Origin of the sequence: Curtobacterium sp. MCPF17_001, from assembly GCF_003234615.1 — a bacterium.
Lineage (GTDB): Bacteria > Actinomycetota > Actinomycetes > Actinomycetales > Microbacteriaceae > Curtobacterium.
The window spans coordinates 62,043-82,336 of the sequence record NZ_QKSL01000006.1; the positions used below are offsets into that span (position 1 = coordinate 62,043).

At 67.5% G+C, this 20,294-nt stretch carries 22 protein-coding genes, 1 tRNA gene and 1 pseudogene; 7 read left to right on the top strand and 17 right to left on the bottom strand.

The window, feature by feature from the left end:
- Positions 1-26: 26 nt before the first annotated feature.
- Positions 27-149, bottom strand: a complete 123-nt coding sequence (ykgO, locus tag DEJ24_RS07535; protein ID WP_110905085.1) for a type B 50S ribosomal protein L36 — start codon at positions 147-149, stop codon at positions 27-29.
- Positions 150-190: 41 nt separating this feature from the next.
- Between ykgO and DEJ24_RS07540 the strand changes: the two genes are divergently transcribed.
- A complete protein-coding gene (locus DEJ24_RS07540; RefSeq protein ID WP_181436558.1) occupies positions 191-1,270 on the top strand; it encodes a GTP-binding protein in 1,080 nt (359 codons plus the stop codon).
- A 1,000-nt stretch (positions 1,271-2,270) separates the two neighbouring features.
- On the opposite strand, the gene DEJ24_RS07545 is transcribed toward DEJ24_RS07540, so the two are convergent.
- The 5 genes from DEJ24_RS07545 to DEJ24_RS16570 form a co-directional block, all read right to left on the bottom strand.
- Positions 2,271-2,921 (bottom strand): GNAT family N-acetyltransferase, encoded by a 651-nt coding sequence (locus tag DEJ24_RS07545; RefSeq protein WP_111078029.1) that lies wholly within the window; start codon positions 2,919-2,921, stop codon positions 2,271-2,273.
- Between the two features lie 483 nt (positions 2,922-3,404).
- Positions 3,405-4,355, bottom strand: coding sequence for a hypothetical protein (locus DEJ24_RS07550; protein ID WP_111238067.1), 951 nt, complete (start codon positions 4,353-4,355; stop codon positions 3,405-3,407).
- 171 nt (positions 4,356-4,526) lie between these two features.
- Positions 4,527-4,772: a hypothetical protein gene (locus DEJ24_RS07555; RefSeq protein ID WP_111078032.1), complete on the bottom strand. Its 246-nt coding sequence runs from the start codon at positions 4,770-4,772 to the stop codon at positions 4,527-4,529.
- 11 nt (positions 4,773-4,783) lie between these two features.
- Positions 4,784-5,122: a DUF2599 domain-containing protein gene (locus DEJ24_RS17395; protein ID WP_111078034.1), complete on the bottom strand. Its 339-nt coding sequence runs from the start codon at positions 5,120-5,122 to the stop codon at positions 4,784-4,786.
- Positions 5,085-5,549, bottom strand: coding sequence for a hypothetical protein (locus DEJ24_RS16570; protein ID WP_111238066.1), 465 nt, complete (start codon positions 5,547-5,549; stop codon positions 5,085-5,087). The genes DEJ24_RS17395 and DEJ24_RS16570 overlap by 38 nt, the downstream gene beginning before the upstream one ends.
- Before the next feature lie 259 nt (positions 5,550-5,808).
- On the opposite strand from DEJ24_RS16570, the gene DEJ24_RS07565 reads away from it, so the two are divergent.
- Positions 5,809-6,120, top strand: a complete 312-nt coding sequence (locus DEJ24_RS07565) for a MazG nucleotide pyrophosphohydrolase domain-containing protein (protein ID WP_111078036.1) — start codon at positions 5,809-5,811, stop codon at positions 6,118-6,120.
- 376 nt (positions 6,121-6,496) lie between these two features.
- Here DEJ24_RS07565 and DEJ24_RS07570 read toward each other — a convergent pair whose 3' ends face one another.
- Positions 6,497-7,459: a DMT family transporter gene (locus DEJ24_RS07570; RefSeq protein WP_111078038.1), complete on the bottom strand. Its 963-nt coding sequence runs from the start codon at positions 7,457-7,459 to the stop codon at positions 6,497-6,499.
- Between the two features lie 277 nt (positions 7,460-7,736).
- Here DEJ24_RS07570 and lepB point away from each other — a divergent pair, with 277 nt between their 5' ends.
- Complete coding sequence (gene lepB / locus DEJ24_RS07575) at positions 7,737-8,438, top strand: signal peptidase I (RefSeq protein ID WP_258374687.1); 702 nt, start codon at positions 7,737-7,739, stop codon at positions 8,436-8,438.
- Positions 8,439-8,476: 38 nt separating this feature from the next.
- On the top strand, positions 8,477-9,010 hold the full coding sequence (locus DEJ24_RS17210) for a GNAT family N-acetyltransferase (protein WP_111078042.1): 534 nt from the start codon (positions 8,477-8,479) through the stop codon (positions 9,008-9,010).
- A gap of 150 nt (positions 9,011-9,160) precedes the next feature.
- Here DEJ24_RS17210 and DEJ24_RS17400 read toward each other — a convergent pair.
- From DEJ24_RS17400 to DEJ24_RS07605, 5 genes and pseudogenes are all read right to left on the bottom strand, one after another.
- Positions 9,161-9,379 (bottom strand): annotated as a pseudogene (locus tag DEJ24_RS17400) (Imm8 family immunity protein); the annotation flags it as partial.
- Between the two features lie 98 nt (positions 9,380-9,477).
- On the bottom strand, positions 9,478-9,888 hold the full coding sequence (locus tag DEJ24_RS07590) for a hypothetical protein (RefSeq protein ID WP_111078046.1): 411 nt from the start codon (positions 9,886-9,888) through the stop codon (positions 9,478-9,480).
- A gap of 59 nt (positions 9,889-9,947) precedes the next feature.
- Complete coding sequence (locus DEJ24_RS07595; RefSeq protein WP_146244601.1) at positions 9,948-10,187, bottom strand: hypothetical protein; 240 nt, start codon at positions 10,185-10,187, stop codon at positions 9,948-9,950.
- 43 nt (positions 10,188-10,230) lie between these two features.
- On the bottom strand, positions 10,231-10,938 hold the full coding sequence (locus DEJ24_RS07600; RefSeq protein WP_146245954.1) for an HAD family hydrolase: 708 nt from the start codon (positions 10,936-10,938) through the stop codon (positions 10,231-10,233).
- 122 nt (positions 10,939-11,060) lie between these two features.
- Complete coding sequence (locus tag DEJ24_RS07605; protein WP_111078052.1) at positions 11,061-11,387, bottom strand: hypothetical protein; 327 nt, start codon at positions 11,385-11,387, stop codon at positions 11,061-11,063.
- A gap of 149 nt (positions 11,388-11,536) precedes the next feature.
- Between DEJ24_RS07605 and DEJ24_RS07610 the strand changes: the two genes are divergently transcribed.
- Positions 11,537-12,073: an AAA family ATPase gene (locus DEJ24_RS07610; protein WP_220034052.1), complete on the top strand. Its 537-nt coding sequence runs from the start codon at positions 11,537-11,539 to the stop codon at positions 12,071-12,073.
- Positions 12,074-12,745: 672 nt separating this feature from the next.
- Here DEJ24_RS07610 and DEJ24_RS07615 read toward each other — a convergent pair.
- Positions 12,746-12,820 (bottom strand) — tRNA-Arg (locus DEJ24_RS07615).
- Positions 12,821-12,958: 138 nt separating this feature from the next.
- Between DEJ24_RS07615 and DEJ24_RS07620 the strand changes: the two genes are divergently transcribed.
- Positions 12,959-14,677 carry an HAD family acid phosphatase gene (locus tag DEJ24_RS07620; protein ID WP_111078056.1) on the top strand — a complete coding sequence of 573 codons (1,719 nt, stop codon included), beginning with the start codon at positions 12,959-12,961 and terminating at the stop codon, positions 14,675-14,677.
- 98 nt (positions 14,678-14,775) lie between these two features.
- Here DEJ24_RS07620 and DEJ24_RS07625 read toward each other — a convergent pair whose 3' ends face one another.
- The 4 genes from DEJ24_RS07625 to DEJ24_RS07640 all read right to left on the bottom strand — a co-directional run bounded on the left by DEJ24_RS07625 (position 14,776) and on the right by DEJ24_RS07640 (position 18,935).
- Positions 14,776-15,891 (bottom strand): epoxide hydrolase family protein, encoded by a 1,116-nt coding sequence (locus tag DEJ24_RS07625; RefSeq protein ID WP_111078058.1) that lies wholly within the window; start codon positions 15,889-15,891, stop codon positions 14,776-14,778.
- 95 nt (positions 15,892-15,986) lie between these two features.
- Positions 15,987-16,481 (bottom strand): HNH endonuclease, encoded by a 495-nt coding sequence (locus DEJ24_RS07630; RefSeq protein WP_110905096.1) that lies wholly within the window; start codon positions 16,479-16,481, stop codon positions 15,987-15,989.
- A gap of 422 nt (positions 16,482-16,903) precedes the next feature.
- Positions 16,904-17,911 carry a C40 family peptidase gene (locus DEJ24_RS17310; protein ID WP_111078060.1) on the bottom strand — a complete coding sequence of 336 codons (1,008 nt, stop codon included), beginning with the start codon at positions 17,909-17,911 and terminating at the stop codon, positions 16,904-16,906.
- Positions 17,912-18,239: 328 nt separating this feature from the next.
- A complete protein-coding gene (locus tag DEJ24_RS07640; protein ID WP_110905098.1) occupies positions 18,240-18,935 on the bottom strand; it encodes a metal-dependent transcriptional regulator in 696 nt (231 codons plus the stop codon).
- A 196-nt stretch (positions 18,936-19,131) separates the two neighbouring features.
- On the opposite strand from DEJ24_RS07640, the gene serC reads away from it, so the two are divergent.
- On the top strand, positions 19,132-20,250 hold the full coding sequence (gene serC / locus DEJ24_RS07645) for a phosphoserine transaminase (RefSeq protein ID WP_111078062.1): 1,119 nt from the start codon (positions 19,132-19,134) through the stop codon (positions 20,248-20,250).
- Positions 20,251-20,294: the final 44 nt, after the last annotated feature.

Genomic DNA, 20,294 nt, shown 5'->3' on the forward strand with positions numbered 1-20,294 from the left:
AATCGCCCCGAGCGCGACGGCCGGTCTCAGCCCTGGCGCCCCTTGCCACGCGGGTTCAGCTTGTTGATGACGAAGGTGCGACCGCGGCGGCGGACGACCTGCGCACCGGGCAGCTTCTTCAGGGACTTGAGTGAGTTCCGGACCTTCATGACGACTCCTTTTGATAATGGTTCTCACTAGAGTAGTCGGCATGGACCGTTCCACGGAAGCCCGAGACACCGCCCGCCCACCAGCCCCGGCCCTCCGGGTCGCCCTCGTCAGCGGACTGGACTCGACGGAACGCTCCCGGGTTTCCCGGATGACCGCGGGAGTGCCGGCCGAGGACGCCCCGACCAGCGACATCACGGACGAGACCGAGGACAGCGCGGAGTTCGCCCTCGTCCTCGCGGAGCATGTACTCGCAGCCGCTCATGCCGGCGCCACCGGCCGAACCGTCATCGAGCTCGATGCGGAGGCGGACGTGATGGAAGTGGGCTTCGTGCTCGAGACCGAACTCGAGGGCCGACGCAACGAGGGCCCGCCGGCAGAACTGCACGATCTGGTGACCGTGGCGCGGGTCCGGGACGTCCACCGCTGGTTGCTGTCGGCGGCGCCGGCCCCCGCCGTCGACTTCGTCACCGCCGAGTCCCTGGCATCACAACTCGAGTTCGCCACGGTCGTCGTGCTCGCCGACGCAGCGGACGTGTCCCCGGGGCAGCTCCGCAGCACCGTCGGCCTGGTGCAGCGCCTCAACCCGGACGCCGCAGTGGTCACGTCCGTCGCGACGGCGCGGCAGCCGACAGGATGGCCTGGAGGCCGGGGTTGCGCCCGCCGCATCGGCCGGCGGATGGGGTGGACTCGAGCCCTCGCCGAGCCCGACCTCCCGGCAGCGTCCTGGAACGGGGTCGACGTCCTCGTGTTCCGGGACCCCCGACCGTTCCACCCGGACCGCCTGTTCGACTCGGTCCGGCATCGACTCGTCCCCGACCAGGTCGGCCGTATCGCCCGGTCGCGCGGGTTGGTCCAGCTCGCCACCCGCCCCGACCACCACGGCTCCTGGCGCAGCGCCGGCGACACGGTGTCCCTCGACCCCACGGGCATCGCGAGTTGGGATCCGGATGCGCCCATCGGCCAGGAGATGGTCTTCTTCGGCGAGCACCTCGACCGCGACGAGATCATCGCCGCCCTGCACGCGTGCCTGCTCACGAACGACGAACTCCTCGCCGGCCCGACGAGCTGGAGGCGGTACGGCGACCCGTTCCCGGCATGGCCACTGCACCACGACCACTGACGACCGCACCTGCAATTGTCGGTGCACATGACGGAACCGGTCGAGCGGTCAGCCTTCATGTCAGCTTCTGAGCGAACTTGTCAGCGCTGATCAGCCGGCTCAAGCAGTTCAGGTGAGGAAAAAGGAGCAATCACAACTGTGAGTTGTTGACGAGCCGTGCAGCCACGGCGTTTGCCAGGCCCGCCGCATTGCTCGTTGCGGGTGGCGTCGAACACCGCTGCGAGGGGGCGGCTCCCGTCGCCAGCTCCACGATCCACCTCGGCATGGCCATCGTCGGGAGCCGCGGCCGGGCCAGAAACAGGTCCCGCTGGCACCAGAGCTCGCCGCGCAGTAGCAGACAAGGTCCCGCTGATGTCGCTGGGAAGCTCCGCGGGCAGACCCGAACGGCCAACGCATTCCGTCATGGAACCGCCCGTCGTGAAAAGGCGGAGCCAACGCCCCCTACCCGTCAGGAGTCAACCGAACCTGCAGCAGTCCCCAAGCAAGAGGACGTCTCGTAAGCCGATGGTAGAGCGAACGCCTACCGTGCGCCGTCCTCTGCTGCTGCTCGGATGGACGCTAGAAGCGCTCCCTCGAATTGGGACGGCACGGAGTCGGGTGCAGCGAGGCCTCCGCGCCGAGCGTGCACGATCGCAATCGTCGTTCGACCGTCTTCACCTCGATGGAACGCGAGGGTGAGGGCCTCAGCACGCGGCATGAGAACCCCGGATCGTTGAGTCAGCACGGCTGAGGAGTCATCGAGAGCGGTGATCGAGGCCCGCGGGATGCGGGCTACTGCGGACCGGATGATGCCGGGGACGTCCGCGATCGCTGTGTCGACGAGTGCAGTACCGCGAGGTCTCTCTGCCACGACCGCTAGCTAAGCACGGTGTCCCGATAGCCGGTGGCTCAACGAACGCCGGCCAGCCCGCGTAACTCGGCCCGGTAGAGGATCGGCTACCGGACGGTCATGGCTCCGCCAGCGAGCTCGCTCCGACCGCCGCTCCGCGGCGCGGTCGTCCTACGGCGCAGTGATGCCGAGCTGTGCGAGAACGGGTTGATCGCCGATGGTCTGCAGGTTCCACGTCGGACGCTTGAAGGCACCGCGGGAGAGTCGCACGCGCTGTTCGTCGACCGGTTGCCCGGGCCGGGGCGATACCCGCGTGACCCCGTTCGGCTCGTAGCCGAGCTTGTAGGAGACGGCCAGTGACGGGGTGTTCCAGGCCGCAGCACTTGACTCTGCCCACTCGGCCCCCAGCGTGTCGAAGGCGAACAGCAGCAGGGCGGCGCGCATCTCGGTGCCGACGCCGTTGCCTTGGGCGCGTCGTGTCAGCCAGGAACCGGAGTTCACAGTCCGGCGGTCCGCGAAGTTGAACGCGGCGAGGTCCTGCGCCCCGATCACCTCGTCGTCAAGGATGACGGCGAATTGGATCGTCCAGTTCTGCGGGGAGACCTGGCGGAGGTTCCACTGGTACATCGCGAGGTTCCGCGGCAGCTCCTCCGGAGACGCATCGGTCCATGGGAAGCCAAACGGCATGCGGTCCGAGTTGTGGATGCCATCAAGAGCAGCCTGTGCCAGGGCAGGGAGGTCCTGGTCCCGCACCGGACGCAACACCAGCCGCGGGGTTCGCAGTTCGAGTCCGAACAACGGCCACAGCTTCTCCAGTTCCATACCGGGACGCTACCTGCGCCGGTCGCGGCAGCGAGGCGTGTTGCGCGCCCGGCCGCTGAGTAGCGACCCTCGCATCTGTTCTCTCGCAGCGCCCGGTGATCGATCGGCTACCGGACTATGAAGGTGTGTCGGTCCCAGACGGAGGCGACACCGGTCGAGCGCTACGCCCTCGCGAAGACCGCCGACCGGCCACAAGCCCAACGGTCGCACCTATCGCCGGAATCGCGGGCGTCAGGAACCAGGCGGCGACGATGAAGCCGGTTCGACTTACGGGGGCTTCAACCCCGAGAAGGAGTACCAACGCGACCGTGCCTAACGCGAGCGCGATGAGCCACAGAACGACAGTCGATACCGTGAGGGCCAGGACGGTTCCCCGACGGCCGCGCTCCGCGTCAGGCGTTGTCACTCATCCATCGAACCAGTTGGCATCCGTGGCGGCGTCCCAGTAGCCGATCCCCTACCGGTCGTTGCGCCGCGTCGGAGTCAGAGGAGGGCATCGGGCCGGTCGGCCACGACTCTGGGTGCGATGTGGAGATCGTTCATCGAGCCGGCGGGCATCGGTAGGCGGAACGTGTTGACCTCCGTGCGTTCTCCGGTATCGATGTGGAACGCATGGAAGGTGATGGTGCGTTGGTGCCTCGTGTAGAGCAAGACGTGATCGTCGTCGAGCCACCCAACGCACGGGACGTCAGCCCGTTGGTAGTCGTCAGAGTCGATCGGGATGGGCGTCGTATCTCGCCGATCGAGGTCGAAGACCTCCACGCGCTCCTCCAACGACCGGCCGATGGCCATGGTTCGTCCGAGGAGCTTCCGACCGTTCGGGCTCCACACTCCGGAGCCCTCGGTGACGAACCCGTACCGCTGCTCGATGAGCCCGGCTGTCCGATCGAACACTTGGATCGCACCCACCGGATGACCCCACCACTTGCAGTTGATCACGAGTCGGCGCCCGTCGGGTGAGAACTGCAACGCGTCACCCTCGACATTGATCCCCAGCGTGAATCGCGACGGAAGTTCAAGCCACCCGTCCTCCAGCGTGGGCGCCGGAAGCTGTGACCACATCTGGTCCCCGGCGTCGTTGCGAAGCCGGTAGATCGACTGGGTTGGGTGGTGGTTTACCCAGTCGGCCCACTCGACGCGGCACTCGTCGGCGGGGTTGCCGTAGAAGATCCGCGTGTTGCTCGGCCACGCTGGTTCCTCGGTCTCGACCCCAGACAGTAGGTCCAAGGAAAATCGTCGATCCGGGAGTAACGCGGATCCGCCGTAGCCGTACCGTAACGTCGTGCCGTCGGCCGAGAGTCGAAGGTCGCGGGGGTTCTCTCGGAACGGCGCGGTGAGCTTGATCAAGCCTCGTCCGGGTTCCCATACCCACACCGCTTCCGGGCCGCTGACGAAGAAGGACACGGCCTCACGAGCAATCTTCGGCTGCGGCATTTCACTCCTGACGCTCACGGACGGTAACCAGACTGCCCTCGTTGAGCTTGGCAGCAAGCATGCTCCCCATCCGAAGACCACACCGACACGTGTCTCAATAGCCGATCGTTTACCGGTACAGCAGAACGGCCCCACGTACGTGACGTGGGACCGTTCTGCTGTCGTGCTTGGTTAGTGCGCTGAGACGACGTGTCGACGCTCGGCTCGCTGCACGAGTGCGGTGAGGCCAAAGCTGATGCCTGTTGCAAGGGCAACAAACGCGGCAATCGCGAGGATGAACGTGAACGTCATCACGCTTCCGTCAGCCCCTGTGCGATCAACCAGGTCGAACAGCGCGCTTGCCTGAATCGCGCAGCCGACCAGGACCGGAATCGCGACGGCAAGCAGCACAAGCGCGATGGTGGCGTTCTTCTTCATGAGAGCCTCCTCTAGGGGTTAGGGTTGCAGCCCGCCGCTACGGTCCTCGTGTAGCCCACGTCGGGCCGCCACGCGTCAAGGTTCCACGGCACCTTCATGTGACCCGCATTCGCCCAGTGGCATACGAGCTGATCACGGTACTTGCGGCCCTCGTACGTCGCTGAGACGAGCGTCGATCTGTCTACCCCGATTCGAGGTTGCGCCGCGTCATCCTTCTGGATGACCTGGCAGCGGGTGGGTCGCCCAAGACAGAGAGCGAAGAGGTGTCCGGTAGCCGATCCGTGACCGGACGGTGGTCCGGCGGACGCCCTGCTACCGACCGGAACAGCGCCTGACGAGCGCGAGTACACGAACTCCGAAGGCGGAGATCAGCCCAAGCGTCGCGGGTAGCAGGCACAACCATGCGGTCACGCGGTTGAACACGTCGATCGCTGCATAAGACGGTACGACAGGTACGCAGGAATTCGTGCAATCCAAATGCTCAAGCCCGAGGGCGAAATACATGAGGGACCATCCGACCCCTCCGGAGAGCAGCGCCAATGTGAAGTACCAGAGCGGGATCCGACGGCCGGGGGCAACCCGGAGGAACACAAACCCAACGACCCCGACCAGCGCCGGCACGAACAATGCATCAGTGCCTTCCTTCGCCCACTCCGTCGGCCGCAGAGGCGAGCCCTGGTCGAACGCAGACCGATGCCAAACCGGCCCCCAATGCAGGAAGACCCAGGCTGTCAGTACCAGCGCCCACGGCACCACCCACACCGACAGCACGATCACGCCCTCGCTGCCTCCGACGGCTGCATGCAGCCGAGTCCACCACCGCATCTTCCCTCCCGACCGAAACCCTAGGTCTAATGCGGCCGGTCGACGACAGCGATGTCGACAGCGTGGTGCGTGGCATCTCGGTAGGGGATCCTCGAACGGGACGCCGCTGGCGTGGAATGTGCGCGGCTGTGAGCTGCTTCGCTCCGAGCCGTCGTTTTCAGTGTCGTGCTGTGGTCCGGGCGCTGACGGCGGTCGATGGGACACTGCCGACGTGCAGATCAACGACCTGAGCGACGACGTCGAGGCGGTTTCCGTGTTCTACGCGCAGCGCCACAACATCCAGCGCACTGACGACTGGTTCGTGCTCAAACTCAATGAAGAGGTGGGCGAGCTGACGCAGGCGTACCTCGCGCGTGCTGGGCAAGCGCGAGACAAGGGGCGCTCGGGTGCCGACCTCGAACAGGACTTCCGGTCCGAGCTGGCTGACGTTCTCGCGCAAGTGCTGTTGATCGCTCGCCGGTTCGACGTCGATCTGACCGCAGAGATCGATCGCAAGTGGCTCGTCTGGAAGCCGTCGCAGTAGCGCATCGACCGTCGGACACCGTGCCCACGCACGGTACGGTGCAGAGGTGAACCTGGAGCAACTGCGGGAGTTGACCGTGCTCGACGCAGCGTTCATGATCCGCGTAGGGCGCGCAGACGCGAGCCTTGAGGACGTCTTCCCATCTCTGACTGACGAGAAGATCGCGCAAGTGTGGAAGCGGGTTCACAAGTTCGAGAGCGTGACTTTCCGGTGGGGCGCGGAGTACACGGATCGATGGGGAATCTCGCCAACTGGCGTTCGCGGACCTCGGCAGACGTCACGATCGAGAGTACGAAGCGCGTTGGACTGACTTCTCGAGGTCCAGCCGCTCGGCGGGGGAGTTCCGAGGGCAGTTCGCGAACCGCTAGACCATCCCTCACCGGGCAGGTCGGCGCCTTCCACGGATGACGAGATACATTCCCGCGATCGTGAAGGCGATGGCAGCAGCCTGCGCCGGTGCCGGCATGGGGGCGAGGTTCATGACCCCCGATGCGATGCCGACCACGGGCGGCACGCCGAGGCCGAGTGTCGCGGCGTACGAAGCACCGGCGGTCAGGAGGATGCGGTGCTGGAGCAGATACACCGGCACGTAGACCACGGTGCCGAGCAAGGCGAGCAGCCCGACGGTTGACCAGGTCATCGTGGCCCCGCGAATGACGGAGTAGCCGGCCCACAGCACCAGGGGCGCAGCCCCGAGTGCGAAGATCGGAAAGAGCCGCGCAGCCAGTGCCCCTCTGTACTCGCGGTTCACCCGGGCGAAGTAGACCCCGTAGAACGCCGTCGCACTCATCGCGAGCACTGCAAACATCAACCCGAGTGCCACGTCTCCACCGACAGAACGGTGCAGTCGCGGCATCACGTACAGCAGTGCTCCGGTGACAGCGATGGCTGTACCGATGATCGTCGCGCTTGGTGGGACGGTACGGGCGAGGATGCCCTCTGCGACCATCACGACCGCGGGAGTGAGCGCGATGATCAGCGTCGGGAGGACGGGGCCGGCGAATGCGATCGCCAGCGTGGAACAGATCGTGTAGATGGTCACGCCCGAAGCAGCGAGGACCGAGAGCTGCACCCAGCTGACGGTTCCCCCCTCGGCCCGCCGGTCGAGACCCATGCGTGTGCCGCGAGCAGTGGATCCGGCGACTCGAGCGGACGCGCGCAACGCCAGCAAGCCGACCACGGTGAAGCCGGTTCGTCCAGCTGAAACCACAGCGCTGTCTGCGTCAGTGAGCGAGACGCCCACAACAATCCAGGTCGACGCGAGCAGCAGCACGAGCGCCGCTGACCGCAGCACGAGTGGCAACTCGACCCGGCGCATGACGCGCCCGCTGGTCCTCATACAAGAACGGTGCTCCATCGGACCACCGAGTGCAAGAAATTGAGCGTTCTGAGCTGGAAGTCATCAGATCCGCGCACTTTTGTCGCCCCGTCAGCGTTCTCCGAGGGCACGAGGCGGCCGCGGCAACTCCGAAGCCGACCAGAGCTCCGAGCGTGCAGATCAAGCGTAGGTACGCGCGTGAAGTAGTTGGAGGCCGTGCTGCAGCGTCTCAATAGCTGATCGTCTACCCGCCGAGCACCTTTCCCCCGAATTGGTCAGCGCCTCTAGGCTGCGTCACATGGGGGAAATCACGAGGACACGAGAGCCCAACAGCATGCTTCGGTTCCTGCGGGACCTCTTGATCATCGTGCTCGCAGCGCTCCTGGTCTCGTTCCTCGTGAAGACCTTCCTCATTCGCTCGTTCTGGATTCCGTCCGGGTCGATGAAAGACACGCTCCAGATCGATGACCACGTCATCGTCAACGAGCGCGCGACGATCCACCGCGGCGACGTGGTCGTGTTCAGCGATCCGGGTGGCTGGCTCGACGCTGCTGGATCGACGGAAGGCCGCTCTGTTCAGCCGCGTTCGCTCATGTCCGACGTCCTGAGCCTGGTCGGACTGGGCTCGGACGGCGGAAACCACCTCGTCAAGCGTGTGATCGGCCTGCCGGGCGATCACGTGCAGTGCTGCAATGCACTCGGGCAGATGGAGGTCAATGGCGTCCCGCTCAGCGAGCCCTACGTTCGTAAGCAACCGGGCGAAGCGGCCTCTGGGACGCCCTTTGACGTGACGGTGCCCGCAGGGAAGCTGTGGGTGATGGGTGACAACCGGTACGAGTCTGCGGACTCCCGCGCGCACCAGAGCCTGCCCACGAAGGGGTTCGTTCCGGAACAGGATGTCGTCGGACGGGCCGTGGCCATTTCCTGGCCAGTGCAGCGATGGGCCGGGGTGAGCGACTACCCGTCAGTGTTCGCGGGCACTGACCCAGACCAGCACTGACAGCCGCTGTCGTCGCGGCGGATCGTTACCGTGGATGCATGGCTTGTTCCTTCTTCATCCGAACAACTACAGAGGGTGGCTGGCGCCAGGTCCGGCAACTTCGCATCGAGAATGCCACCGACAACCCAATCTCGTCCGGAGCCACGTTGGAAACGACGAGGCGGATGACCGAGGAGGACTGGCGACTGCGTGCCCGTCGCGGCGAGGCAAGCGACGCCACCAGCCTCGTCGCGATCGAACAGGGGGCACCCGAGCGCTGGATCGGGATGATGAGCGCCCAAAGCGGTGACGAGGACGGGGAATACCCCGTTCTGACTGGCGTCTACGTCACCCCCGCTTTCCGAGGCCGCGTGCACGGAGTGGCGGATGCTCTCCTAGACCACGTCTCATCTTGGGCGGACGGACGCGGACAGTGCCTGCGGTTGTACGTGTACGAGCACGCCACGCCGGCTCGGCGGTTCTACGCTCGTCACGGTTTCGTCAACACCGGACGTACTCGTGCGCTCGGCTTTACCGAGGGCAGCACGCTCGAGATGGTGCGGCCTCTGCAGAGCGGATTCGACGCCCGATAGCCGATCCGCTACCGGACACGGACAATAACCTCTCGTTCGGTGACGCACTGTCGCCCTGTCGTCGACGAGGCGCTGCCTGGTCCTGGTTCTCGACTGGGCCGGTTGCGAGGATGAACTGTGATCGAACTGGTGAGACCCAATGTGGCGCTCGTGAAGCGGTCCCCACTGGTTCAGCTCCCTCGTGATTGAGAGGGGGCTACGAACCCGCAGTTGGAAGGACTCTTCTCCCGGCCCGCCCACAGGGCCGGCCATGACGGTGATCCAGATGTCGACGTCGTCTGGATCCTCGAGCACAACGTCCTCGAAGTCTTCACCGTCATTCGTCGAGATGAACCGCACCTGAGCCTTCACGGTGTCATTCTCACGCACGCCCTAACAGCCGACGCGTGTTCCGAAAGCCGATCGTCAAAGGGGCAACGCTGCGTCTCGGAACGAACGACGGCGGCTCGTGCCGGAGCAGCCAGCCATCAGACCCGCAGGAGCTCGAGGACGCCAAGTACGGCGAGAACGACGCCGGCGATGCACCCAACGAGCCCGACCAGCGTCACCGACTGCGCGTACACGCGAAGGTTCCCCTCCGCGCCGAACCGGTCGATGGCTGATGCTGCCAGCAGTGTCGCTGCCAGCGCCACGGGGACCGTGGCGATCCACGTGAGGCCGAGACTCCATCCGGCTGCTGTGACGTCGGCGGGACGAGCGTGGAGGAGGCCCCGGCCACGCTCAGCGCTGACGTCGTACGCAGCATCAATCGGGGCGGTGTGGACGTAGGTAAGGACGCATGCGAGCATCTGTGCGGCCAGGAGGACAAGCGCGAGGGTCGGCAGGATCCATGCCAACGTCACGCGGTTGCGCAGGACCGGTGTCTCCGTTTGCTCCACGGGCAGAGCCTAGGCGCCGGGATGAGCGCAGTCGTCCGATCACCGATCGTCTATCGGGCTCAATCCCCGTCCGTATTCTGAGCGCGGATCCGCTCCTGATGTCGGGCGTAGTAGGCGGAGCCGAGCTGGACGGCGGCGAGGATCGTCCACGTGCACGCCATGAAGGTGTGAGATCCGGATGGTTCGGTGATGGCGAGGGCTATCCATATAGCGGCGAGGACGGCCCATGCCCAGACGAGCCACGGGAGGGGCCTCCCGACAAGTCGTTCGAGGAGGCTGCGTTGCTTCGTCTCGGTCACGTGCGTCACGCTATACCGACGGTCGCTCCCGATGCCCGATCCCTTAGCGGGCGCCCGCAGCCTCCTCGGCGACGACGTGCGCCGCCGCGTCAGCGAGCGTGATCGCGGACACAGGCCCGTCCGAACGATGGACGAGCACGGCCCTCATCCCGACGCCTCGAGCTCCGGCGATGTCAGCGACAGGGTTATCCCCGATCATCCAGCTGTCCCGGGCCGCGCCAACGAGGTGGAGCGCGGTCTTGAACATGACGGAATCCGGCTTCTCGACTCCAAGTGACGCGCTCGTGATCGTCCGCATCACCAGAGGACCAAAGCCCAGCGCATCTACCAGGCCGGGCAGCTCCGGCGCGTGGTTGCTCAGCACCACGTTGGATAAGCCGGCGCGCGACACCGTCTGGAGCGCTTCCCGCGCACCCGGCAAGATTTGCCACGCGGTCGGCCGGTAGTAGAGCGACGGAAGCTCGGCCATCGCGTGGCGCGTGAGCGCCGGGTCGACGCCGACGCTGAGGCATGCGTCCACAAGAACCGGGGATGCTGCAGCCCACCAGTCGGACGCGCGGGAATACGCGCCCATGCCTTGCGGTCCCCACTGTGGGAACCCTCCACGTAGTTCAATCGCGAGCTTGTCGACGTCCAGCGTTTGAGTTGGATCGGCGGCCAGCACAGCCTCGCGGAGAATGGTCGGCCAGCTTCCCTCCCGCACTGCCAGCGTGCCGTCGAAGTCCCAGAACACCATCCGCTCGTTACCCACGTCCCGACCCTAAATCTGAAGCCCCCGACATGCAGCGGCAACGATCACGCTGCCGTCATCCAGAAGCCCGGCAGGGGATCGTCTACCGGGCGACGCTTGACGGTGCCAAAGCAGACCAGCGATCAGCGTTGTATGTCCATGGCAAAGCCGATCAGGTCGCCAACCGCGACGTCCGAGAACTCGGGATAGAGGCCGCGATGCGCGTCACGCACCTGAGTCTCGGTCAGGCCGCCCGCTTCGCGAAGTGACCAAGCCCATCGAGTCGCGTCGGACTCGAGTTCGTGGAGCCGCTGCTGCACCATCTCGAATTCGTGCTCCGGAACGCCAGGAAAGGCCGCTCGTACGTCGAGCGGCGCCCCATGCCGCTTACGGGCCACCGATGACCTGGCCATCGCGTCGTGAAGCGACAGTTGCGCCAGAGTGCCTTGGTCAGCTTGGTAGTACTCCACGCTGCGATCTTAGAGACGGCAAGGTGCGCTGGGGTGTGTCGATAGCCGATCGGCTACCGGACACCCGCGACTTCTGGGTCGAGGGAATCACGCTGACGGCTGGAAGACCGCCCGAGAGCCGGTGACTACAGATGTGGTCAGATTGCTCCGTGGAGACAGTGATCCTGACCGGAATGCCTGGCGCCGGCAAATCCACCGTGAGTCGCCTCCTCGCAGCGAAACTGCCACGCGCCGCGCGGATCGCAGCCGACGACCTAAACGCGATGATCATCGCCGGAGCCGTATGGCCACTTGGTCAGCCCGCTGTCGAAGCCGCCCGCCAGGTCGAGCTCAGCTACCGCAACCTCGCTGCACTTGCCCAGAACTTCACCGACGCTGGCTTCGTCACCGTCATCGACTGCGTCATCCCGGACGGTGCACACCTCAACCGGCTCCTCGAGCATCTCTCCTTGGATCCTTCATCGCTCGTTGTTCTCGCTCCGACCATAGGAACATGCAGGGAACGCAACGCGGGCAGGGAAGCGAACGAGCGGTTCACCTTCGACGGGTACGACCAACTCGACCAGTCGATGCGTCGCGACTTCGGCGACCGCGGCTGGTGGCTCGACACCAGCGAGCTCACCGCAGAGACGACCGCCGAGTTCATTGCCGCCAGCTTCGGCCTCGAAACTGCTACGTCTCACTGAAGGATCGGCCAGTGAGGCACCGCTCAGCGGCGGCGCCTCCTGGTGATGGCGCTGACGACGATCACAGCAGCCAGTACGGCGACGATCGCCGTCGGGATCGGTTCGAATCCAATGCCAGTGAACGCAGCAACCACGGTGTCCTCTCGTCAAGCGCGCAGGTGCGCGCTCGACTCGAAGGGTACGCGAAGGCCATTGCCCGTCTCGATAGCCGGTCGTTCACCGGTACACGGCTGGCGGCGACAACCACGACAACTTGCCCGTGTCCTGCTTGACCTGGGGATTCCCGTATGACTGTCCCGCGAAAATGCCCGGTGAAGGGGCGCTGAACGCAACACCGTCCACGTACCCGAGCAAGGGCGCGGCACTTCCAGTCGGGTGACACCAGCGCGGGGACCAGATCGCTGCACGTTCCGCTCGAACACGTCCCTGCCGAACCCCGTGTCCAACGACGACAAGCAAGCGCGCACGGCACCCTGCTCCTCACTCGCCGGGAGACGTTCGCTGACTGAGGCAGCACCGAACGCGCTCCGGCGACAGGTTGTGTGCGAGGGAGACAAGTCATTCGCGCGGCGACAGATCCTGCTTCAGGCACAACCCGGCGCAGTCTGCTGACCAGACACGTGAACCACTGACGACAAGCCCTGCGGTTCGACAGCACCCGGCGGACCACCGTGGTGCCCCTGGAGGGACTCGAACCCCCAACCCTTTCCTTAGGACGGAACTGCTCTTCCATTGAGCTACAGAGGCCAGCCCCACCACTCTAGCGGGAGCCGCAGAACGCTCCTCGGTGGTGCCGTCTGCAACAGACCCTGGACGCACGGCACGCTCCCAGCTAGCGTCAGCCGTGGCCCCCGGTCGGGGGCAGTTCCGGACCGAAGGACCAGCATGCCCCTCCCCTCCACCGCGCGCCGTTCCGCCGCGGTCGCCGCCGTCACCGCGGCCGCACTCGCCGGCGCGCTGCTCAGCGGTACGGCGGCGAACGCCACCACGATCACCCCGACGACGACCGGCACGTCGAGCACCTCGAGCACGTCGGCCAGCAGCAGCGCCACCAGCCGCGCCGACCGTCACCTCACCCCCCGGACCCACTTCACGATGGCGCCGGACGGCTCCTCCGGGAAGACCGAGGGCGGCGAGGGCATCCCGAACATCGACTCCGTCAAGAAGACGATCGCGACGTACTACGGCGACCCGGGCACCGGCATCGCCGACAAGGTCGACAGCCCCTACATCCGCGAGATGCGCTCGATCATCGAGAAGCAGACCCGGAGTCTGCAGCGCACCTACGACAAGGCGGTCCGGCACGGCGAGAAGCCGGCGATCGTCTTCGACGCCGACGACACCACGCTCGAGACCTACGACATGGAGGTCGCGGACATGCACTTCGTCTTCGACCCGGCCGAGCAGGACGTCTGGGTCCAGGGGCAGCGCTTCCCCGCGACGCCGTCGATGGTGGGCTTCGTCGCCGCGGCACAGAAGGTCGGCTTCACCGTCTTCGGACTGACCGGTCGGAACGACGACCAGAAGGCCGCGACGCTCGCCAACCTGGCGAAGGTCGGGTACTCGGGCTTCACCGACGACCGGTTCTTCACGAAGTGGACCGGCAAGGGTGCCTCGCAGCAGCCGAGCTACGTCACCTGCGCCACGGCGAAGTGCACGACGGTCGAGTACAAGGCCCTCACCCGCAGGCACATCGAGCAGGACCTCGGCTACGACATCACCCTCAACGTCGGCGACCAGTGGTCCGACCTGCAGGGTGGCTTCGCCGACGAGACCCTGAAACTGCCGAACCCGACGTACTACCTGCCCTCGGCGGACCTCCCCGGCGTCCGTGAGCCGAAGCTCACCCCCCAGACGCGCTTCCGCATGGCGGCCGACGGTTCATCCGGCCGGACGCAGGGCGGCGAGGGCATCCCGAACATCGACTCGGTCAAGGCGACCATCGCCACGTACTACGGCGACCCCGGGACCGGCATCGCGGACAAGACCGACAGCCCGTACATCCGCGAGATGCGGTCGCTCGTCGCCCGGCAGGTCCCCGTCATCGCGGCACAGTGCGCCGCCGCCGACCGACGACACCGCAATCCCGCGATCGTGCTCGACGCCGACGACACCACCCTGTGGACGTACGACATGGAGGTCGCGGACATGCACTTCGTCTTCGACCCGACCGAACAGGACGTCTGGGTGCAGGACGAGCGCTTCCCGGCCACGCCGTCGATGACGGACCTGGTGTCCGTCGCCGAGCGCTCCGGTTGCACCGTCATCGGCCTCACCGGCCGCAACGAGGCGCAGCAGGCCGCCACGATCGACAACCTGCACCGGGTCGGCTTCCCGCAGTTCGCCGCCGAGCAGGACGGCAACCGCACCTACTACACGAAGTGGACCGGCACCGGGACGTCCCAGCAGCCGTCGTACGTGCACTGCGCGACCGCCAAGTGCACGACCATCGAGTACAAGTCGCAGACCCGCGCACACATCGAGTCGCGGAGCGGTGGCGGCTACGACGTCGTCGCGAACGTCGGCGACCAGTACAGCGACCTCATCGGCGGCTCCGCCGACCGGTCCGTGAAGCTGCCGAACCCGACGTACTACCTGCCCTGACCGACACCGTCACCCCTGACGGACGGGAGGCTCGTGGCGACCCCGCCACGGGCCTCCCGTCCGTCTCGGCCGGCGTCGTGCGCCGCGCACCCTGCCGGTCAGCCCGGGGTGGCGCCCCGGAAGGCCTCGAGGAACCGGAGCAGCTCCGACACGAACAGACCCGGCTGCTCGACCGGGGCGAAGTGCCCGCCGCGTGGCGCTTCCGAGTACCAGACGAGGTTCGTCGTCCGCTCCAGCCACTCCCGCGGGGGTCGCACCAGGTCGACCGGGAACAGCGTGAAGCCCGACGGCACCTCCACCCGCCGGGCCTGCTCGCTCGGCGGCACCGCGGCGTTCGCGTGGTACATCCGCATCGAGGAGCCGATCGTGCCGGTGACCCAGTACTCGGTGAGGAGCCCGAGCACGTCGTCACGGGAGTACACCGACCACAGGTCGCCATCGCAGTCGCTCCACGAGCGCAGCTTCTCGACGATCCACGCGGCGAGTCCGGCCGGCGAGTCGGTCAGTCCCACAGCGGCGGTCTGCGGCTTCGTCCGGTGCATCGCCCCGTAGGCGCCCTCGGCGTCCCGCCACTCGCCGGCAGTGCTCAGGAACGTCCGCTCGGCGGCGGAGAGCTCCGCCGGGTCGCCCGCGAACACCGGCATGCCGGCGTCGACCCGGTGCACCGCGATGACACGGTCGGCGTGGTCGATCGCGAGCCACCGAGCGACACCGCTGCCGATGTCACCGCCGGCGACGGCGAAGCGGTCGTACCCGAGCTGCGTCATGAGCTCGGCCCACAGCCCGGCGACGTCCCGCGAGCTCAGGGGCTGCGGGGGCATCGCCGAGAACCCGTACCCGGGCATGTCCGGCACGACGACGTGGAGTCCCGCGTCGACCAGGGCAGGCAGCACGCGCCGGTACCGCCACCCGGAGTCCGGCCAGCCGTGTGCCAGCAGGATCGGCAGGGCGTCGTCACGGTCCGCCCGCTGGTGCAGCAGGTGCACGTCGATGCCCCCGACGGTCGCCCGCCGGCTCGGCAGCGCCTCGATCGCCGCACGGTGCGCGGCGAAGTCGAAGTCCTCGGCCCACGAGGTGACGAGCGCCCGCAGCTCGTCGACGTCGACCCCGAGGGACCAGCCGGTACCGACGGGCGCGTCCGGCCACCGGGTCGCCCGGAGGCGGGCTCGGAGGTCGTCGATGGTGGCGTCGTCGAACCGCGCGCTCTCGCTCATGCCGGCACGCTACCGCCGACGGCTGACGCGTCGGACGTGAGGCCCGTGGTGCGGTGATCACGGGCCTCCCGTCCGACGGTCGGCGACGCAGCCGCCTACGCGGCCACCAGGTACTCGTCCCAGTCCGGCTGCGGACGCTCGATGCCGCGCACCACCCACGCCGACCCGTGCGGCGCCTTCGGCGGGAAGCGCAGCGTCCACCCCATCTCCCGCGGGGTGCGGTCCCCCTTGACGTTGTTGCACGCCAGGCAGCAGGCGACCAGGTTCTCCCACGAGTCCCGGCCACCGCGCGACTTGGGCTGCACGTGGTCGATCGTGGTGGCGTTCCGGCCGCAGTAGGCGCACCGGTTGGCGTCGCGACGGAGGACCCCGCGTCGGGACACCGGGATGAGCCGGGACTGCGGGATCCGCACGTACCGGGTGAGGATGATCACGGACGGACGGTCGAAGCTGACGGCTGAGCCCGTGACGGGGTGCAGGGTGTCGGCGGCCACGACGGAGGCCTTCTGGTTCATGACGAGGACCAGGGCTCGACGGAACGAGATCACCGCGAGGGGCTCGTAACCGGCGTTGAGGACGAGAGTGCGCATGGGTTCCCTTCCGACGTGCCTGGACGGCTTCCAGGCGGTACGGGTACCGGTTCATGCGGCGTCGAACAGGTGATCACGGCCACCGACTCCCGTGGTCGGGCGTCGGCCGGACCGCTCTGCCCGGAGGCAGAGAGGTCCGCAAAACACGAAGAGCACCACCCGTCAGGGCAGTGCTCTGGTCAGTCGCGCGCTTGCCGGGGCATGCGGGCTGTGGTCGTCCGTATGTCGACGTGCGCGCGCCGACCCATGGTGCGGGTCGTGCGTGACGTCGGCATGTGGTCTCCCGTTCGGGTCGAGTCGAACCGATGCGTGCAGGCTAACCCAGAAACCGGCCCCGCACGAGAGGTGCGGGGCCGGTTCTGATGGTGTTCACACGGTTGACGCCGGAGCGTCAGGCCGGACACCGGAGCGGTGTCGGATCGTCAGATGCCGAAGCGGACGATGTGGTAGTCGCTCGTCCAGATCGGGCGGATCGACACGGCTCCACCGGGCTTGGGGGCGTCCATGATCATGCCGTTGCCCATGTAGAAACCGTCGTGCGCTTCGTTGTTGAAGATGACGACGTCGCCGGGCTGCGCCTCGGACTCGGGGATCGTCGTGCCGGCCTGGTCCTGCAGAGGGACCGAGTGCGCCAGGTTGATGCCGTACTGGGCGTACACGTACATGACGTACCCGGAGCAGTCGAAGCCGGCCGGGGTGGCACCGCCGAAGACGTAGGGCGTCCCGATGTACTGCTTGGCCGTGGCGACGACCGCCGGCAGTGAGAACGGGGTACCGGCGGCGACCGGGGTGGCAGCCGTCGCCGCAGCCGAGGTCGCCGTGGGGGCGGCGTTCGCGGTGCCGGTCTTCGCGGTGGCGAGGTAGTCCTCCGCGGTCTTGCCGTCGTAGGCGTACTGGGCGGCGGCCGCGGCGCGAGCGGCCTCGACCTCCTTCGCGTGCTCGGCGGCCTTCTCTGCGGTGAGCGTCGCGGTCGAGGTGGCACCGAAACCGTCGCGCGAGGTGTCGGCCGCGCCGGCGGCTGCCGACACGTCGAACTCCTGCGACTGGGCCGCGACAAGCGACTGCCGAGCGGTCTCGGCGGTCGTGCTCGGCTGTGTGCTCGCGAACGCGGCGGGGACGGCCATGGTGCCGAACATGCCGGCGGCGACGGCCAGGACCACGGGGGCCATGAACCGGCGCTTGCGCGAGGCGGCGGTCGGCTTCGCAGCCGTCGTCGTGGCGGTGCGGGCGACACCGAGGGCGCTGCCGGCACGGACGGGGGTGGCCTGCGTGCGGGCCGGGGTGGACGCCGAGCGGGTGAGGGGGCGGCGGGTCGCGCGCTCCGCTGCTTCGCGTGCTGCCCTGCGGGTCAGGGGAGCCGGGGTGGCGTCACCGGTGTTCGTCGGGTTCGCGGTCGTCGAGTCGTCCGCGGCGGTTCCGGTGTGGGTCAAGGGGGAGTCTCCGGCGCCTCGTCATCACCCGCCAGGCGCGAACCCGGCGTGTGCAACCCCATCCGTTCGTCATCGTTTCCGACTCAGGCAGGAGACGGGTTTCGAGACGTCCTGCCACGGGCCCCCGCGATCGCTGCTCCCGGGGACTCGTCGAGTGTACGGGTGCGTCGTCACCATGTCGAGATGAAACCGTGATCCGGTAACGATTCGGTGAAGAACCCCTGATCAGAGCCGACCAACGCGCCCTGCCGTGCTCGCCGGCGAGCCTGTGGGTCCGCAAAGGGTCTTGTACCCCCGGCGCGTACCCCTTAGGGTTCGCGTTGGCCGGTCAGTCGACGCTGATGTAGACGTGCTGCGCGACCTCGGTCGGCAACTCGATGCCCGAGTCCTCGCCCTCGACGCGGACTGACACGTACGCCCCGGCACGCTGCACACTCGCCGTCCGCCCCGGCATCACACCGGCCGACCGCAGCTGGTGCAGCAGCTCCGGCTCGAACTGCACCGGCTCGCCCAGGCGACGGATGACCCCGGTCGCCACGGCGTCGGTGTCGTCGGTCGCGGCGACGATGTTGCGCACGCCGTCGAGGAAGCCGGCAGCCGTCGGACCGCCGATCTCGGCCAGTCCCGGGATCGGGTTGCCGTAGGGCGACTCGGTCGGGTTGCCGAGCATCTCGAGCAGACGCACTTCCACCTGCTCGCTCATCACGTGCTCCCACCGGCAGGCCTCGTCGTGGACGAACGCCCAGTCCAGACCGATCACGTCGGCCAGCAGACGCTCGGCCAGCCGGTGCTTGCGCATCACGTGGGTGGCACGGGAACGACCGGTGTCGGTGAGTTCGAGGTGCCGGTCCCCCGAGACGACGACGAGACCGTCGCGCTCCATCCGGGCGATCGTCTGCGACACCGTCGGACCGGAGTGCCCGAGGCGCTCCGAGATCCGGGCGCGCAGCGGCACGATCCCCTCTTCTTCGAGGTCGAGGATGGTGCGGAGGTACATCTCCGTGGTGTCGACGAGATCGGTCACGGTCCGCCTCTCATGGTCCTGGCCCAGCCCGACCAACCCTACTTGCTGGGACCGGCCAGACGGCACCGACACCGTGCGCTGTGCGCGGACGCCGGCCGCCAGGCCCGCCCCGACCCCGACACGCAGCCGCCGCTGGCGCCGTCCCGTCCGGTCGGTCCACGCCAGGCGGCACCCCCGCCGTCGCTAGGATCGGTCCATGGCAGACATCGTCATCCCAGCCGACCTCCTCCCCACCGACGGCCGCTTCGGATGTGGTCCGTCGAAGATCCGCGGAGCACAGCTCGAGACCCTCGTCACCCGCGGCGCCACGGTCCTCGGGACCTCGCACCGCCAGAAGCCCGTCAAGGACCTGGTCGGATCCGTCCGACAGGGTCTCGCCGACCTGTTCCAGGTGCCGGACGGCTACGAGGTCGTGCTCGGCAACGGTGGGTCGACCGCGTTCTGGGACGCCGCCGCCTTCGGCCTCATCGAGCGCCGGGCCGAGAACCTGTCCTTCGGTGAGTTCGGGTCGAAGTTCGCCAAGGCCGCTGCGGCCCCCTGGCTCGAGGCCCCGCACGTCGTCGAGGCACCGGGTGGCTCCCGCGCCGAGCTCGAGATCGTCGAGGGCGTGGACGTCTACGCCTACCCGCACAACGAGACCTCGACGGGCGTCATGGCCCCGGTCATCCGCGCCGCCGGGGACCCGGGCGCACTGACCGTCGTCGACGCCACGAGCGCTGCCGGTGGCGCCGCGTTCGACGTGGACCAGACCGACGTCTACTACTTCGCCCCACAGAAGAACTTCGCCTCGGACGGCGGACTCTGGCTCGCACTGTTCTCCCCCGCAGCGATCGAGCGGGTCGAGCGGATCGCCGCCTCGGGCCGGTACATCCCGGAGTTCCTGTCGCTCCAGAACGCCGTGGACAACAGCCGGTTGGACCAGACGCTGAACACCCCGGCGATCACCACCCTGCTGCTCCTCGACGACCAGGTGCGGTGGATGAACCAGTCCGGCGGTCTCGCGTGGGCCGACCTCCGCACGAAGACCTCGTCCGCGACGCTCTACGACTGGGCCGAGGCGTCCGAGTACGCGACGCCGTTCGTCTCCGACCCGGCGCACCGCTCACAGGTCGTCGTGACGATCGACCTCGACGACTCGATCGACGCCAAGGCCGTGGCCGCGACGCTCCGCCAGAACGGCATCGTCGACACCGAGCCGTACCGGAAGCTCGGCCGCAACCAGCTCCGCGTCGCGACGTTCACCGCCATCGACCCGGACGACGTGCGGCAGCTGACGCGGGCGATCGACCACGTGGTGGCGGCCCTCGCGGCCTAGCCCCTCCGCAAAACGCAACGTGGGCGGCATCTCGCAGCGGTACT